The sequence below is a fragment of the Erythrobacter sp. JB1-4 genome, assembly GCF_057365025.1.
In genome coordinates this window covers 185456-197758 of record NZ_CP200292.1, presented here as the reverse complement: position 1 = coordinate 197758, position 12303 = coordinate 185456, and the positions used below count along the sequence as shown (strand labels likewise).

The 12303-nt window shown below is 56.4% G+C and carries 10 protein-coding genes; 5 read left to right on the top strand and 5 right to left on the bottom strand.

What is annotated here, in order from left to right:
* Nucleotide 1: 1 nt before the first annotated feature.
* Entirely contained in the window at nucleotides 2-394 is a 393-nt protein-coding gene (locus AC0V61_RS01000) for a DUF1489 family protein (protein WP_486155393.1), read from the bottom strand.
* Nucleotides 395-469: 75 nt separating this feature from the next.
* A complete protein-coding gene (gene mgtE / locus AC0V61_RS00995) occupies nucleotides 470-1915 on the bottom strand; it encodes a magnesium transporter (protein WP_486155392.1) in 1446 nt (481 codons plus the stop codon).
* Nucleotides 1916-2142: 227 nt separating this feature from the next.
* Between mgtE and AC0V61_RS00990 the strand changes: the two genes are divergently transcribed.
* The 3 genes from AC0V61_RS00990 to miaB all read left to right on the top strand — a co-directional run bounded on the left by AC0V61_RS00990 (nucleotide 2143) and on the right by miaB (nucleotide 5068).
* Nucleotides 2143-2604, top strand: a complete 462-nt coding sequence (locus AC0V61_RS00990; RefSeq protein WP_486155391.1) for a peptidylprolyl isomerase — start codon at nucleotides 2143-2145, stop codon at nucleotides 2602-2604.
* Between the two features lie 88 nt (nucleotides 2605-2692).
* Nucleotides 2693-3619, top strand: a complete 927-nt coding sequence (locus AC0V61_RS00985) for a hypothetical protein (RefSeq protein ID WP_486155390.1) — start codon at nucleotides 2693-2695, stop codon at nucleotides 3617-3619.
* A 111-nt stretch (nucleotides 3620-3730) separates the two neighbouring features.
* Nucleotides 3731-5068, top strand: coding sequence for a tRNA (N6-isopentenyl adenosine(37)-C2)-methylthiotransferase MiaB (gene miaB / locus AC0V61_RS00980; RefSeq protein ID WP_486155389.1), 1338 nt, complete (start codon nucleotides 3731-3733; stop codon nucleotides 5066-5068).
* On the opposite strand, the gene AC0V61_RS00975 is transcribed toward miaB, so the two are convergent.
* Nucleotides 5065-5997: a hypothetical protein gene (locus AC0V61_RS00975; RefSeq protein WP_486155388.1), complete on the bottom strand. Its 933-nt coding sequence runs from the start codon at nucleotides 5995-5997 to the stop codon at nucleotides 5065-5067. The genes miaB and AC0V61_RS00975 overlap by 4 nt on opposite strands.
* Nucleotides 5998-6150: 153 nt before the next feature.
* On the bottom strand, nucleotides 6151-7125 hold the full coding sequence (locus AC0V61_RS00970; RefSeq protein WP_486155386.1) for a hypothetical protein: 975 nt from the start codon (nucleotides 7123-7125) through the stop codon (nucleotides 6151-6153).
* 173 nt (nucleotides 7126-7298) lie between these two features.
* Between AC0V61_RS00970 and AC0V61_RS00965 the strand changes: the two genes are divergently transcribed.
* A complete protein-coding gene (locus AC0V61_RS00965; RefSeq protein ID WP_486155385.1) occupies nucleotides 7299-8345 on the top strand; it encodes a PhoH family protein in 1047 nt (348 codons plus the stop codon).
* Nucleotides 8346-8388: 43 nt separating this feature from the next.
* Here the strand turns inward: AC0V61_RS00965 and AC0V61_RS00960 are convergent, their stop codons facing one another.
* A complete protein-coding gene (locus tag AC0V61_RS00960) occupies nucleotides 8389-10353 on the bottom strand; it encodes a pilus assembly protein TadG-related protein (protein ID WP_486155384.1) in 1965 nt (654 codons plus the stop codon).
* Nucleotides 10354-10583: 230 nt separating this feature from the next.
* Between AC0V61_RS00960 and AC0V61_RS00955 the strand changes: the two genes are divergently transcribed.
* The gene (locus tag AC0V61_RS00955) at nucleotides 10584-12209 is read left to right on the top strand and encodes a tetratricopeptide repeat protein (RefSeq protein WP_486155383.1); all 1626 of its coding nucleotides are present in this window, start codon (nucleotides 10584-10586) and stop codon (nucleotides 12207-12209) included.
* The last annotated feature ends 94 nt before the right edge of the window (nucleotides 12210-12303 follow it).

Here is a 12303-nt window from a genome sequence, read left to right as displayed (position 1 = left end):
CTCAGACCAGACCCAACCGCTCAAGCTTTGCGGCAAGCTTACCGGGCAGAGCATCGCCGATATCCTCATCAGCGCCAAGATCACGTGGCGGTTCGCCTTTGAGATAGCGCCAGCCCTGGTGCGCGCGCTTCGGGCGGGGCTCAACCCGGACGAGTTCTGGTTTCATCTCAATGAGCCAGCGCCCGCTGTCAGTTTGCGAAAACCCTATGATCTCCGAGCGCGCCACGATGGAGTGTTGGTGGATCCAATAGAGTGAGCCACCAATGCACTGCTCCCATTTGGTGGGGCGATATTTGGTGGTGAGATAGGGCGCGCGCGTGTTTCCGCGATACCAGCTTTCAAGCTCAGCATAGCTTTGTGCACCATAAGCGATTTTCGTGAGGTGAAGGGGCATGAAAAGTAAACTAGAGATTGCGGCAATAGTTTCCAGTGCTCGCCATGAGCAATCCCCACATCCGCGCGTCCCGATTTATAGCGGCGCGAGACCCGCTGCCACTGCTAGCCCCAAAAAGGCGAAGAAACCCATGCTGTCGGTGATCATGGTGACAAATACGCTGGAAGCCACAGCGGGGTCCTGACCCATGCGCTCAAACGCGACGGGGACCAACACCCCTGCAAGGCCTGAAATGGCTATATTGATCACCATGGCTACCGCAATAACAACGCCCATGGATGGCCCGAATAGAAGCCCCGCAGCAATGCCGATAAGGACCGCGACGGTCGCGCCGTTGAGCAATGCCACGCGCAATTCGCGCCAGACGATACGCCAGGTGTTGGCGCGCGTCAGCTGATTGGTTGCAATCGCGCGAACGGCCACGGCCATCGTCTGTGTGCCTGCATTGCCGCCAATGCTCGCCACAATCGGCATGAGCACCGCGAGCGCCACCAATTGCTCAATCGCAGCGCCAAAGAAGGCGATGATAGCAGACGCTATCACTGCCGTTCCAAGGTTCGCCACAAGCCAGCGCACGCGGCTGGAATAGGCTTCGCGGATCGGCTCGTTAATGTCGCCGTCGCCTGCACCCGAGAGCAACAGTGCGTCCTCGCCCGCCTCTTCAGAGATGATGTGCACGACGTCATCGACGGTCATCTGGCCCACGAGCCGCCCGCTTTCATCAACGACAGCTGCCGAGATCAGCGCATATTTCTGGAACATAAGCGCGACTTCTTCCTGATCGGTGGTTACCGGGATCAGGGTCTGGTCGCGCTTCATCAGATCGGTGAGTTTGATCGAGCGCGGCGTCGTCAAAATCCAATTGAGCGCGCAAGTGCCCACAGGATGATGCGAGGCATCGACCACGAAGACTTCCCAGAAATCATGCTCCAAATCGCCCTCTTTGCGAAGGTAATCGATAAGATCGCCGACCGTCAGATGCTCTGGCACCGCCATAAAGTGGCGGTTCATCAAGCGTCCTGCGGTCTCCTCTGGATAGGAAAGCGCGCTTGTGACCGCGGCCTGTGTCTCAGGCTCCAACTCGGCGATGATCGCTTTTTGGTCGTCCTCGTCGAGGTCTTCGAGCAATTGGACCGCGTCATCGGTCTCCATCTGCTCAGTGATGGTGGCAACGTCCTCTGGGGCGAGGTCCTCCATCATCAATTCGCGCACGTGATCGTTGAGCTCTGCGACGACTTCAGGCGTCATAAGGTCAGTGATCGCGGTGGCGAGGTCGGAGCGGTCCTCTTCCTCGGTTAGCTCGATAAGGTCGGCAATGTCGGCAGGGTGGAGCGGTTCCACCAGCTCATAAACCGCGCCCGTGTCGCCTTCATCCAGGGCATCGCGCACGGAACTTACGTAGGAGCGTTTAAGCCGGTTTTCCTCATCGTGACGCTCATCATCGATCCGGTCATCGGGGCGCACCATTTCCTCCACATCCGTGGCAAGGCGCACATCATCGAGGTTTGTGGGATCGACCATGGGGGCGGGTTTAGTTGTGCCAAGCTGAAAAGCAACCGGGTGACAGCAGATAGGTGACAGCTGATGGGTGACAGCTGAAGGGTGACAGGGGCGCATCACCTGCTAAAGAGCCTACCAAGAATTTCGTTTATTGCGTTCGTGCTGAGCCTGTCGAAGTACGAACCCCGCCGCAAATCACCCTTCGACAAGCTCAGGGCGAACGGTGGTAGTATTTTTGGAGATTAAGAATGGCCGACACACTCACTTTCACGCTCGATACCGGCGATGGCTCACCAAAGGACGTTGTCATCAAACTGCGCCCAGACTTGGCTCCGGGTCACGTTGAGCGCATCACTGAGCTTGCAAGCGAAGGCTTCTACGATGGCGTAGTGTTCCACCGCGTGATCGACGGCTTTATGGCGCAAGGCGGCGACCCAACCGGCACCGGCATGGGCGGCTCAGAAAAGCCTGACCTCAAGGCTGAGTTCAACGCGGCCCCGCACGTCGAAGGCACTTGCTCTATGGCCCGCGCGCAAAACCCCGACAGCGCGAACTCACAATTCTTCATCTGCATCGACGACGCTGGCTTCCTCGATGGCCAATACACTGTCTGGGGCAATGTTGAGAGCGGCATGGAACACGTCCACGCGCTGCCAAAGGGTGAGCCACCTGCGGCACCGGGCAAGATTGTGAAGGCGACTGTGGCTTAAACCCACATTCATCAGGAAAATTTCAAAAACCGCTTGCTCTGATAATTTTCAGGGTGAGCGGTTTTGGTATGGGCGTGCGCGAGAATTGATGGTTATCTCTCGATCTATCCTAGTGATGCTTTTGCTCACCCTCTCCGCCTGCACCACATTCCCCGATATCTCCCAATCGCGCTCGCCCTGCCGGATGGAGCCGGGTGGGTGGTGCTCTTTTGTGCGAGAGGGGGCAGTGGATGCCTATCCTTACGCCATCGCCTCGCTGCAAGCATATGTGGGGGATAGCGACCTCTACACCGCGCCGCCTGCGATGCTGGAGCCGATAGAAGCGCTTCCGATTGATGAGGAGGCGGCGGATAAGGGCTTTGGCTATGAGCTGTTCAATCAGTTTGCGCCCGGAACTTCGGATGATGAGAACCGCCAGCCCATCGCCCGCATCCTTGCCTTCAGAGGTACGGATTTCGACGGGTTTTCCGATATCTTCTACGGCTCCTTGCGCAATGATCAGATTGAACTCGCGGTTGATGCCTTTGCGGCAGAAGCTGCGCGGTTCGACGATAGCGTGCCTTGGGTGGTGACGGGCCATTCGCTGGGCGGGGCGCTGGCGACCGAAGTCTCTGTTGCCAACCCAGAAGTGCGCGCCTTTATGTTCAACACCTCGCCTTTTTACGGGGGTGATGCCATGTCGAACGATGTGCAGCGCACCGTCTTTAACGAGCGCGGAGAGCTGCTGCGGCGCTTTGCCAAGTTTAAGTCTGCGCCCGCTGCCGAGGTTTACACCATCAATTGCAGGCCAGGGCGCAATAGCATCACCAAACACAGCATTCGCCTGCTTGCCGATTGCCTGACGTGGATCGCGGCGTACTCGGATAAGGACGCGTTCGATTTCGCTGAGGCGCAAGGGATTGAGCGGCCCATGGTGGAATGCAGGCGCGATACTGAAGGGCATCCCGGCGTGGGCTACCGTGAGAGCGTTCCATGCGTTCACCAATCGCGGCCCGAGAAGGATGAGCCGAAGTGATTTCCTGCGAAAGCTGGAATCCATCTCCGGCCTTTGATGATGGGCTCCTGCTTTCGCAGGAGATCACACAGCTTGGCATTATTGCGCCAGATCGCTAAAGCGCTCCGCATCATGAAACCGCAAAATCCCCCTAAGACCTACAGGGTCAAGTCCTTCGGCTGTCAGATGAACGTCTATGATGGCGAGCGTATGGGCGAGCTTCTCGACGAAAAAGGTCTGTCGGCGGCGCCTGAGGGCGAGGATGCGGACTTGGTCGTGCTCAACACATGCCATATTCGCGAGAAGGCGGCGGAGAAGATTTATTCCGATATTGGGCGGCTGACCAAAGGCAAGACGCAAAAGAAAGCGCCGATGATTGCGGTGGCGGGATGCGTCGCTCAGGCTGAGGGCGAAGAGATCATGGCGCGCGCGCCGGCGGTCTCCATGGTGGTGGGTCCGCAGGCCTATCACCGTTTGCCCGATATGCTCGATAAAGCCGTCGAAGGCGGACGGGCGACCGACACCGATATGCCCGCGATTGCCAAGTTTGGCGCTTTGCCAGCACGCAAGCGGCGCTCTCCAACGGCGTTTCTGACGGTCCAAGAGGGTTGCGACAAATTCTGCACCTATTGCGTGGTGCCATACACACGCGGCGCGGAAATTTCGCGGCCTTTCAGTGATTTAATCGGCGAGGCTTGCAAACTGATCGAAGCAGGCGCGCGTGAAATCACGTTGCTGGGACAGAACGTCAATGCTTGGGCGGGCGAAGATGAAGTGGGTAGGGATGTTGGGCTTGCAGGGCTCATCCGCGCTATCGCAAAGCTCGATGGGTTGGAGCGTATCCGCTATACCACAAGCCACCCCAACGACATGGAAGACGATCTTGTAGCAGCCCACGGCGAGGTCGATAAGCTGATGCCTTATCTCCATTTGCCGGTGCAGTCGGGCAATGACCGGGTGCTCAAAGCCATGAACCGTGCGCACACAGCCGAAAGTTATTTGAAGCTCCTCGAACGTTTCCGCGAGGCGCGGCCTGATATTGCGCTTTCGGGTGATTTTATCGTGGGCTTCCCTGGTGAGACCGAAGAGGAATTTCAGGACACCCTCAGCGTCATTGACGAGGTGCGTTATTCCCAAGCGTTCAGCTTCAAATACTCACCGCGCCCCGGCACGCCTGCTGCCACCTTGGACAATCAAATCGCCAAGGACGTTATGGACGACCGCCTGCAGCGTCTCCAAGCGCGCCTCAACCGTGATCAGCGCGCCTTTAATGACGCGCTAGAGGGCAAAACCTGCGACATTCTGGTTGAGCGCAAAGGCAAGCTTCCCGGGCAATGGCTCGGTAAGTCGCCTTGGCTCACCAGTGTGTGGTTTGCCGAAGAAGAGGGGCGCACTGCTGAGATCGGTGACCTTATCAAGGTCAAGCTTGTCGAGGCGGGCCCCAATTCAATCAGAGGTGAGCTGATTTAGCCGCCCGGCGCCGCGTTCTGGCGGTCGTTAAACCGCTTCACAGCCGCTGCGATAACCGTACCATCGCGTGTGTTTGCGGGCAGCTCATAAAGCGACTCGAGATACGCCACGTCGAAATCTGTTATAGATGCAGGGGCGAATTCCTCGTTGAAGAGGGTGAGGATGGTTTGAGGCGTGCCCGGCTCGTTCTTCACATCATCGCTAACCGAGGCGAGCAAACGAATGGTCGCATAATCGGCGATCTGACGAAGAGTCTTTTCTTTCAGCGCGCCTGTCTCGACCAGAACCACGGCGCCCACAATGTTGATCCGATCTTTGTTAAGCCGGGTTGCCACTTCGGTCTGGTTGACAAACTGGCCAGCGCCTCTTCCGACTTGTCGCTCACCAGGAAGAGCCGAGCCATCGATATTGCGGCGGTCGAACCGATGCCAAGAGCGCACCGCCGAAGAGCCTGCATAAATGCGTTCGATGTCAAAGCTTTTTAGCCCTTCAAAGAGCCATGGCTCATCATCCTCAAGCTGCTTCACAGCATCGGTCACATTGTTAAGGAAGCCCAGAAATGCGTTGGGGTCGCAATCTGCCTTTTCATTGATCTTCATGCCTCGCAACTGCCGGGCATTGTCTTCGATCCGCTCTTTAACGACCGCGGCGAAATCATCTGGCATGCCTGAGACCATGACACACAAGGGTGCAACAAGCCTTGCAGCGGGCTTGCCGGAACGCTGTGGCCGAGTAATCGCGCGGCCAACGCGTCGCACCTGTTCGCTCACTCTTTCGTCGTTCTCAAGGTCACCCTTAACGATGATGGAGGGGTCAGTCTGATCAGACTGAGTGGCTGCTATATCGGTGGACGAGGTGTCCTGCGCATAGAGTGGCAGGCTTACAGCGCTCAAAAGCGCGGCGCTTGAGGCTAAAAGAAGTCGACGCACAGGAATGATCACCTTGTTAATTGCGGGGTTGGCCTATCAAACGAAAGAGAGCCGAAATTGCTCCCAATCTTCGATCAACGGCAATTGTAGGTAGACAGATGGCCGATTAGGGGAAATTGCGGGGGCCTATCGTATTGCCCTCGCGCTCAGGGCTTACTCTTCCTCTTCAAGCCGAACAGCGCGGCTTGCAATGTTACCATAAAAGCGTGTCCGACTTGCGCGTGATGGGGTTTCGTAAAGCATTGTGAGAAGCGATTTGTCGAAAGAGGTCAGCTCCTCGGGAGCCTCATCGCCTTCCTGAAACAGGGTCAGAATTGTCGGGGCCGCTGGCACCGCGTCGGGAGATATGCCTTTGCTGTTTCCAAACGTGCGCATGCTTGCATAGTCGGCCAGCTGGGTTAGCGTTTTACCGTCTGCTGCTTCCAATTCGATCAAAACCGCTGCTCCACCAAGAGGGTTGGGCGCACGTTGCAGACGTGTTGCGTAAAAGTCCTTTTGGGTGGCCCTTGAAAAGGCGAGGCGATCGTTTCCAATCCCGTTTGAGGTTGGCACATTGACCGGGCCGATGGCCCTTTTCTTGCGATATCGCCAAGCGCGCACTGGGCCTTCTTCCGTAAGCACGCGCATGCGCTCAAAGCTTAGTAAGTGATCCAGCGCATCAGAATCATAGTTGAGCCACGTGCTTGCCTCGCCTTGGTCCGTGGGCACAAAGATAACAGAGGTATTGTGTTTGCACCCCTCGGGAAAGTTCTCGTGATTAAGACCAAAAGCGACTGCGTTTTCGCGCATGCGCTTCTCAATCACCTTGGCGGCCTCTTCTGGAAGGCCAAAGACCCTTGGGCACATCGGTTCAGAATATGTGCCAACGGCCTGTGTGAAGCGGGGCTTTTCTAAAATGTCCTGCGCCATATGGCGAAGCTCACTGCGGCGCTCGCGTTCGGTTAGCGGCGCTTCAACAATGATGGTGTCGTCATCGGTGGTTTGAGGCGGGGATTGTGTTTGGGACACCGCGGTTTCTTGCGTGCCTTGCACCGTGGGTGCTTGCACCTCTTCGGGCGCAGGAGCTTGGCCGGCTTGGAAAGAGATTGTGGCAGTTGCCGTCGCCAAAATAAGGGAAATTGAAGCCATCGTCATCTCTCCTGCTGGCACCTCCGTTACAAAAGCTATACTTCGATTTATGAACTATAGATGACTTTCCACCGGCCATTGGGGTGTTGTAACTTGCCAAGACGACGCTTGGGGTTACCTTTGCGACTCATGAAGGCCGCGCTGCTTTGCGGGGTCCAACTGCGAAGGACCCTATGGGACGCAGACCAAGTAAGCAGACGCCTGGATCGATTGACCCGACGGTCGTTCCCGCAGCCATAAACTCCAACGAGCCATCACCCTCTGGTGGCGGAGCAAAGGCTGAACTTTCCTTTGAAAACCAATCGCTCCTGGGCACTTTGTTTGGGCAGTTTGATGCCAATCTGGTGCAGGTGGAGAACCGTCTTGGCGTCTACATCCACGCGCGCGGTGATAAGGTTGTGATCGAGGGAACCAAGGATAATGTGGCGCGCGCCCGCGAAACTTTGATGACCATGTATGATCGCTTAGCGCAGGGACAGGACTTGGATGCAGGCGCTATTGAATCGCTCATCGCCATGTCAAACGAGCCGACTTTGGAAGGCATCATAAGCGGCGATAACAAAGAACCGCCCATCATGATCCGCACACGGCGCAAAACCATTGTGCCGCGCTCTGCCACGCAGATTAGCTATATGCGCTCGCTTGCCCGTGACGACATAATCTTTGCGCTTGGGCCCGCAGGGACAGGTAAGACGTATATCGCCGTGGCACAGGCCGTCAGCCAGTTGATCAGCGGAAGCGTCCAGCGCTTGATCCTGTCGCGTCCGGCGGTGGAGGCGGGGGAAAAGCTCGGCTTTCTGCCCGGCGATATGAAAGACAAAGTCGATCCGTATCTACGCCCGCTCTATGATGCGTTGAATGACTGTATGCCGCCCGAACAGGTGGAGCGGCGCATTGCCTCTGGCGAGATTGAGATTGCACCGATCGCTTTTATGCGCGGGCGCACGCTGTCTGATGCGTTTGTGATCCTTGATGAGGCACAAAACACCACGCGCGAGCAGATGAAGATGTTCCTCACCCGGTTTGGCCAGAACAGCCGGATGGTGGTGTGCGGTGACCCGCGCCAGGTCGATATCCCCGGCGGTGACCGTATGAGCGGGCTTGCTGACGCGGTGGACAAGCTTGAGGGTGTCGATGGCTTTGGCACCATCCGCTTTACCGCTGCCGACGTTGTTCGACATCCCATCGTTGGGCGCATCGTAGAGGCCTATGAGGGGTGAGGTCATGTGGCGTGGGTGAGACAAGCTCACCTGCGCCTTGAGGTTACTGCGTCAATCTAAGCTGAGCGATCTTTTGTGCAATCTCGCGGAATGCATCCTCTAGCGCTTGCGTGTCTTGCGCGGAGTACGCCCGGCCCGATGTCGCGCAGTCTATGAGGTTTTGCGTGAGGGTCGTTCCAAAGGCGACCACCCAAACGGAGACGTTTTCATTTCGCGCGGCTCTGCATGCCGCTTGGAAGCGAGCAGCGTGATTGGCGCGGACTTGGTTATTGTCCGTCCCATCGTGAATGCGCCGGTCCCACCAATGCGTGCCATAAGGGGTGTAGACCCGGTCGTTAGGAGCAAGCTCTCCATCTGTTAGGAACACGATGTGGCGAGAGATGTCGTCCCCGTTGGGCGCTGCCGCATTATCGTCAGAGAAAATGCCATCGGGCGCAATAAAGCGTGCTCCCCAGACCATTCCGATATCGTGATAGGTCGCACCGTCCGGGCGCAGATCGCCGACATAGGTTTCAAGCTCAAACCGAGAGAGTTCATCAAGACGCTGTGCTGGGCGAGGGCAAAAGTAGAGCGAGTTTTCTAGCTCAACATCCTGATCATCGATCCGCACATCGTCGCGTGTGTAAGTCCACCATTGGTTCGGATTGCTGACACGCATCCATGTGAGGTCGCGCAATGCCGGCTTCCAGCGCTGATCATCATTGCTCGGACGAAGGTTGATGTCGAGGTCAAAGGCCCCCGCCGGTACAGGGTCAAAGACCGAGTTTGCAACCGTGCTCGCCTCTTCGATACAGCCATCCCATGTCACCGTTTCGGCCGCGTTGTTCCATCCTGTTGGCGCGTCCATCTGGTTATCGTCATACAAAGGCGACAAACTGTAGGAGACGGGGCGATACACCCACTCGAAGCTCTCGTCGCGTTCTTCGGTGACCGTGATGGTCGCGTCTGCATCATAGGTATATTCGAGAATGTCGAAGTCGCATTGGCCGGACCTGTTTGTGTACTGACCGCCGCCGCCATAAAAGCCGGTGTAGTTGGCAACGCCGGTGTATGTCACGGTCCGTGGGTTGGAGTTTGTTGCAGAGACCTGCGTCCATCCTGCTTGATCGCTCGAATTGAAGTTATCTGTTGATTGCAAGCTGTTGTAATAATCGACACAATCATCAAACGTGGGCTGAGTTGTGTTGTAGTTTTGGCGGTTTTGGAACACCCAATTCCTGCCATCGCCAGTTCGCTCATAATCGGTGTTGGTGGGTTCCCACTCCCCAAAAGTGATTTCCCCCTCGCGCGAGTTGTAGGTGTGGTTGCGCGCCATCCAATTAGGGTTTTCGTCCAAAACCGCGGCCCCGACATTCACACTGGAGGAGTAGGGCACCACGCCATACCGCACCTGCGCGCGCGGGGAGGTCGATTCCTCGACCGTGTCATAAAAGGCCAAGGTTGCATCGCGAACGCCCTGGATCCGCGAACCCGAACACTCGTTCCAAAAGCCATTGGAAAACCCGCAACTGCGCCCCTGAGGGGTCCACGCCATTGAGCCCGTCGTGTCGATCACGAACATAATATCCGTGTTTGAGATATTGATATCCGCCTTGCACGTCACTGAAAGGCTGTAATCCTGAAAGCCAAAAACCCCCATGATCGTTGCCGGAAGCGTTCCATTGGCAGAGCCAAGCACCTCGCCATTGGTCGCGGAGTAGGTTCGGGTCATGTCCTGCGTCCCGAAAATGCCCTCGGGGTAATTCTGGTCGAAAAATGCCTCACCTCTCTCTCGTGCCTCGGTGGTGAGCGTTTCAGTGAGCATCGCCTGACGCGCGGCAAGCGCGCCTGCGTCACACGCCTGTTGAAGGCGGGTTTGCGTCATATAATACCGGCTTGCATCCACACCCCCGCCGACCATCGCCAAAATCGGCACCAAGGCAGCCGCCGCAATAGCGAGTGTGTTCGCGCCAGTATCTCGGGCAAGATTGCGCAAGAATGAGCAGGTTGAGCTGTGTGTCGTATCCATAAAATGCACTACCAATGAGGCACCGCGATCCGTCGATGGACTGCGATGCGAGAGTGCATCGGGTGTTACACAGGGCCGGTAGTACCGGGCTGAAACACACCTTGGGTAAGGCCCCTGATAGAGTCTCACCGCAAAATTAACGCTAAGTATTAGGGCTCTATTTGACTGTTTTTACACCTAGGCATAGGTTCAACACCGCGCCTTTATTGAGGGCTTTGGTGGGGGGATACATGAGACGGTTTGCAATAGCTTTGGCGCTTGGTGCGATAAGTGTAGCACCCGTTGCCGCCAGCCCGGGCGATGAGCCAGCTGCATCCGGCACCCCGGCGACCGCTTCGGCGGGGGAGGGAGAAGGCGCATCGGGTGACGGCACCACACTGGACAGTCAGAGCCAAAAAAAGATCGCCGAACTCGAGCGCCGCAACGCCATCCTTGAAGCAAAGAAAGAGCTTAATGTCGCAGCTTTTGCGCGGCTCGAACTGATCCTTGCAGCCTTTGCTGCCTTACTGACGTTTGTCGTAATCCTCATCGCTTTTCGAACCAAAAGCGAAGCGATTGAGGAGGCTCGCAAAGAAGCAGTCAAGGAGGCCAAGCAGGCGGTAGAGAAAAGCAAAACCGAGTTTGAAGCGCTTGTTGAGAAAACAAGGGGAGAGCTTGATGGTCTCACCAGAGCCGCGCGTGTTTCATCGGAAGAAAGCAAACGAAGCCTCGCCAAAGCGAACCGCCGAGCAAATGATATCGAGAACCTGCACGGCCAAATGCAGGCCCAGGGCGTTGAGGCAGATGAGGCGCTGTGCGCGATCAGAGACGCTCTTGAGTTTGTGAACAACCAGACGGTGGATGCAAGCCGCGGGGCGGAAGATAAAAAGGCGACCGAAGCAGAGAAGCGCACACTTGTGATTGCTGCTGCCGAAAACAAGGATGAACAGCGAGACAAGTGGTCCGTTGAGCAGTTCAAGATCGCTATTGGCAAGGCGCGGTATTCTGATGAGGACTGGCCCAAAGTCGTTGAGCTTTCGAAGGAAATGGCTGAACTTTATCAGGATGACAACGCCGCAAGAGAGTTCGCATTAGCGTCCATTGGTTATGCAGAACTGATGCTTCATAACTGGCAAGGGGGAGAAGAAGCTTACAAAGACGCAATGACGTTTTTCGAGACGAATGATAAAACGCAGGAAGCCGATTACGCTTTGGTCGCACATCAGCTGGCGTTTGCATTGGTTGAGCAAGGGAAGAGTGAGGCAGCATTACCCATAGCGAGAAAAGCGGTATCGTTGTACGATGAGCTATTGGGAGGAGACCGGCTCATTCCTTACATAAGTAGGCGGCTCCTGGCGTACATATTGATCGAGTTGGGTGAGTTCCAAGAGGCCGAAGATTTGCTGCTCGAAGCTGTCGCGAGCGATCAAGAGATTGCACGTGTTGATTGGTTGAGTTGGAGCAATATCCGTCTTGATCTTGCTAGATGCTATATTTTGCAGGACCGATATGCCGAGGCTCGGGAGGCGTTCGGGACGCTTTTGGAAGAGTGCTCGGAAAGATTTTCGCCCGATGAGTCACAAGCAGTTTCAATTCGGGTGATTGGAGCGCGTATTGCGGCTTTGACCGGAGAAGGCGAGGAGGCTTCAAAAATTCTGTCCGCACTGCCTGACTTAGCGAAAGTCGAAAGTTGGCTGCCGCGCCGGGCCGCAACGCTGGCCTTGGTTCAGGGTCAGACTGCAGATGCACTCGACAATACGGCGCAGGCGACTGATTATCTCGATGAGGCTCGATCTATCTTTAAAGAGATCGCCCCTGTCGCCGAAGTTGAGCTTCGCAAGCTCGAGGAATACCTCGAAACCCGCAAGCAAAACTAGCGTCGGGTCGGCACCGCTACGGCCTTCCGGCGCTATCCCCTAGCGAACTCCAACACAGCCTTTCCTACCCGTCCCAAAAACCGTTATCCCACCA

Bases quoted from the DNA above. Each gene is read 5' to 3' on its own strand.
- AC0V61_RS00970 (WP_486155386.1), bottom strand. From the start codon at position 7,125: ATGGCTTCAATTTCCCTTATTTTGGCGACGGCAACTGCCACAATCTCT.
- miaB (WP_486155389.1), top strand. From the start codon at position 3,731: ATGAAACCGCAAAATCCCCCTAAGACCTACAGGGTCAAGTCCTTCGGC.
- AC0V61_RS01000 (WP_486155393.1), bottom strand. From the start codon at position 394: ATGCCCCTTCACCTCACGAAAATCGCTTATGGTGCACAAAGCTATGCT.
- AC0V61_RS00965 (WP_486155385.1), top strand. From the start codon at position 7,299: ATGGGACGCAGACCAAGTAAGCAGACGCCTGGATCGATTGACCCGACG.
- AC0V61_RS00960 (WP_486155384.1), bottom strand. From the start codon at position 10,353: ATGGATACGACACACAGCTCAACCTGCTCATTCTTGCGCAATCTTGCC.
- AC0V61_RS00990 (WP_486155391.1), top strand. From the start codon at position 2,143: ATGGCCGACACACTCACTTTCACGCTCGATACCGGCGATGGCTCACCA.
- mgtE (WP_486155392.1), bottom strand. From the start codon at position 1,915: ATGGTCGATCCCACAAACCTCGATGATGTGCGCCTTGCCACGGATGTG.
- AC0V61_RS00985 (WP_486155390.1), top strand. From the start codon at position 2,693: ATGGTTATCTCTCGATCTATCCTAGTGATGCTTTTGCTCACCCTCTCC.
- AC0V61_RS00955 (WP_486155383.1), top strand. From the start codon at position 10,584: ATGAGACGGTTTGCAATAGCTTTGGCGCTTGGTGCGATAAGTGTAGCA.